Origin of the sequence: Phenylobacterium sp., from assembly GCF_036495085.1 — a bacterium.
GTDB lineage: Bacteria > Pseudomonadota > Alphaproteobacteria > Caulobacterales > Caulobacteraceae > Phenylobacterium.
Genome location: NZ_DASXNL010000145.1, coordinates 1 through 3,507 on the forward strand (window position 1 = coordinate 1; position 3,507 = coordinate 3,507).

Here is a 3,507-nt window from a genome sequence, read left to right on the forward strand (position 1 = left end):
GCCTTCGAGGGCCTGTCGCGCGTTCTGCGGACGACGAGCGCGCGGACGCTCGATCAGACGGCCGACGCCGCGCCCCACATCTCCGACCTGCAGTTCACCGAGAGCTACCGTGTGCCTTTCCCGTTCAGCCCCGCCGTGAAGACGCATTTGCCTGCAGGCTCGTTTCTCGCCTCGTCGAACGGCGTCCAGGTCACCGATCTCGACGGCAACGCCTGCTACGATCTCACCGGGTCGTACGGCGTGAACCTGCTCGGCTACGATTTCTACAAGGCGTGCATGGAGCGCGGCATCCGGCGCGTGAGCGCGCTCGGCCCGGTGCTGGGCTCCTACCCGCAGCTGGTCGCCGACAACGTGACGCGCCTCGCCCGGATTTCCGGCAAGCAAGAGATCTCGTTCCACATGTCGGGGACGGAAGCGGTCATGCAGGCCGTTCGCCTCGCCCGCTATCACACGCGGCGCTCCCATCTCGTGCGTTTCTGCGGCGCCTATCACGGCTGGTGGGGCGACGTTCAGCCCGGCGTCGGCAACCCGGTGCCCGCCCACGACACCTACACGCTGGCGGAAATGTCCGACGCCACCCTGGCCGTGCTGAAGAGCCGCCACGACATCGCCTGCGTGCTGGTCAATCCGTTGCAGGCGCTGCATCCCAACATCGGGGCGCCCGCCGACACGACCCTGGTCCACAGCCGGCCGGACGCCAGCGTCGATCGCGCGGCCTATTCGGCCTGGCTGAAGGCGCTGCGCGCGATCTGCAGCGAGCGCGGCATCGTGCTGATCTTCGACGAGGTCTTCGTCGGCTTCCGCCTGGCGCCCGGCGGCGCCCAGGAATATTTCGGCGTTGCGGCCGATATCGTGACCTACGGCAAGACCGTCGGCGGCGGTTTTCCCGTCGGCGTCGTGTGCGGCCATCACCGCTTTATGAAGCGCTTTCGCGAGGACCGCCCGGCCGATATCTGCTTCGCGCGCGGGACCTTCAATTCCCATCCCTACGTCATGGCGGCGATGAACGAATTCCTGCTCCATCTCGAGGGGCCGGAGATGCAGGTTCTCTATCGCGATCTCGATGCCACCTGGGCGGGGCGGGCGACCTCGCTCAATCGACGATTGGCCGAGCGCGGCCTGCCCCTGCAGGTCGCGCACCTGTCGTCGATCTGGACCGTCTGCCACACGAAGTCGTCGCGCTACAATTGGATGCTGCAATATTACCTCAAGGCCCAGGGCCTGGCCTTGAGCTGGGTCGGCACCGGCCGGCTGGTCTTCAGCCTGAATTTCAGCGATGCCGACTTCGAGTCCGTGGCCGAGCGCTTCCTGGCCGCGGCCGAAGCCATGCGCCGCGACGGCTGGTGGGAGACCGGCGCGCTGGGCACCGACCGGGCCATCAAGCGACGCATCCTGCGCGAGATGCTCGCCCATGCCGTGGCCCCGCGCCTGCCCGGGAGGCGCTCCCTAGTGCCGACGATCGCCGAAGAGCCAGTCACGACTGTCACCCCGAGCGCAGCGAGGGGCCTTTAAGGCCATGAGCAAAGGTCCCTCGCTGCGCTCGGGATGACAATGGGACCTGTCTCCAGCACTTGTGAGTCCAGGGACTAGACGCCCGCCTTTGAGGCCTCGGCGGGAAGTTCCTCGACGCTCTCCTCGCACAGGGCCTCGGGCATCGGGTGGGAGACCGCGCCCGCCGCCCGCTTGCCCGCCAGGAGATGGAGCGGGGCGCGGTGGTAGAGCTTGATGTCGTGGAAGGGATCGGTGGCGATCTTGGTGGCCCACACCAGGCCGGTCTGAAAATCCTTCAGGACGAACAGCTGGATCGTTCGGAAGGCGATTCCGCCCAGGCCCACCACCAGCCAGACTTCGCCGACATGGCGGATGAACTCGGCCGTGTCGGCATGGGGGACGAAGATCCCGAGCAGCGTCGGATCGAGGACCAGGAGGAGAGGCGAGGCGGCCCAGACGGCCAGCAGCACGAGCTTGCGCTTGATGTTGTAGCCGACCTTGATCTCTTCCTTGTAGTCGTCGGTGGCCTGGTTGACCTGGTCGTAGCCCCGCGGCTCGAAGAAGAGGTGGCCCACCTGGCGGGTCGTCATGGCGACAAGCCAGCCGATCAGTGCGGCCATCGCGGGATCGGAGAACGCCATCATATAGGCGCAGAGGAAGCTCGTTGCGCTCACGAAGTGAAGCGACTGGTTGACCTTGCTGTGATGATAGTAGCGATGGTCGTCCCAGCGCTGCACTTTCAGTTCGTTCAAGAAGCCACTCATGGGTGCTTTCCTTAGCTATGGAGGGGAAGCCGAGGTCCGTCGTCGGAGGGGCCCGCGTTGCCGGCGGGCGCTGTTGCTGGGCTGCGCCAATCGTAAGGTGTCACTTTCGGGATTCTTGGCACTTTCAGGCGGGCAGCTTGGCTGGCGGCAGGACCGCACCGGGGGAGGGACGACCGTTGCACACCGATTACCAACGTACAGCGCTGGCGTTACGGTAAAGAGACGGCTCCGCCGGGCCCCGGGGCGCGCGCGTCGACCCCCGGAGAAAGCCTAGGCGAGCAGGCGCCAGATTGCCCAGCCTGTCGCCCAGCCGAGCGCGCCGATGACGGCGGCGATCAACGCCAGCGGGATCAAGGGATGGATGTTGTTCAGCCGGCGGATGAGATTGCACAGGAATCCGACGGCGACCTGCGGCGGCGTGCTGGGACTCTTGGAGTATTCCATCGCCGCCTTCACGACGTAGAACACGCCGGTGTTGGCGGCGAGCGCGGCCCGCCCCAGGAGGGCCGCGTTGCGGCGCGTGACCAGGTAGTTGCACTTGAGAAGGATGCGCTGGCGGTCGGCCGGGTTGTAGTGCCCCTCGACCCAATGCAGCTCGCGGTGAAAGTCCATCAGGCCGAAATCGTAGGTCGCAAACGCCTTCTCGACCCGGCTGTCGCCGAACACGACCTTGTAGGTCGCGTCGGACTGCAGGTAGATCAAGGCGCGCACGACCACGCTGGACGACAGGAAGCGCAGGTTGCCGTCGTAATGCCGGTCGAACAGGCCCTGGTCCCCGCCATGATCCTTGTTGTAGTTGGACATGTAGAGCTCGTCGGTGTGCTTCATCGGCGCCACGACGCTGCCCGCCGGGACCCGGGCCCCGATCAGGGAGGCGATGAGCTGGCTGTCGCGCAGGCGGTCGATCTGCTCGATCACCGGTCCGGGCAGGGTGCGGACATAGACATGCTTGGACGGCCGCTTGGCCAGGTCCTCGCGATAATGATCCTCGACCCATCGGGTCAGCCCGTCGATCACGGCCCGGTCGGCGCGGTCGTCGAAGCGGCCGACCGTCGCGGGAAAAAGCCGCGAAACCTGGTCCTGCGGTCCGGACTCCGCGCTTTCACCGGCCCAACTCGATGTGCTGCTCATGGGTTCTCCTTCTCCTTATGGTTTCTCGCGGGCCGCATAGCAGCGATACAGCGCCCAGGCGCAGGCGACGGCCGCCGCGCCCAGCAGCGCGGCCACCAGTGTGACGGGCAACGTCTCTTCC

General features: G+C 66.4%; 3 protein-coding genes. 1 reads left to right on the top strand and 2 read right to left on the bottom strand.

What is annotated here, in order from left to right; all coding sequences use genetic code 11:
- Positions 1-1,512: aminotransferase class III-fold pyridoxal phosphate-dependent enzyme (locus VGI62_RS16455; RefSeq protein WP_331505609.1), on the top strand; the 1,512-nt coding region annotated here is incomplete at its 5' end.
- A gap of 74 nt (positions 1,513-1,586) precedes the next feature.
- Here VGI62_RS16455 and VGI62_RS16460 read toward each other — a convergent pair.
- Positions 1,587-2,255 carry a hypothetical protein gene (locus tag VGI62_RS16460; RefSeq protein ID WP_331505610.1) on the bottom strand — a complete coding sequence of 223 codons (669 nt, stop codon included), beginning with the start codon at positions 2,253-2,255 and terminating at the stop codon, positions 1,587-1,589.
- 270 nt (positions 2,256-2,525) lie between these two features.
- Complete coding sequence (locus VGI62_RS16465; RefSeq protein ID WP_331505611.1) at positions 2,526-3,386, bottom strand: hypothetical protein; 861 nt, start codon at positions 3,384-3,386, stop codon at positions 2,526-2,528.
- Positions 3,387-3,507: the final 121 nt, after the last annotated feature.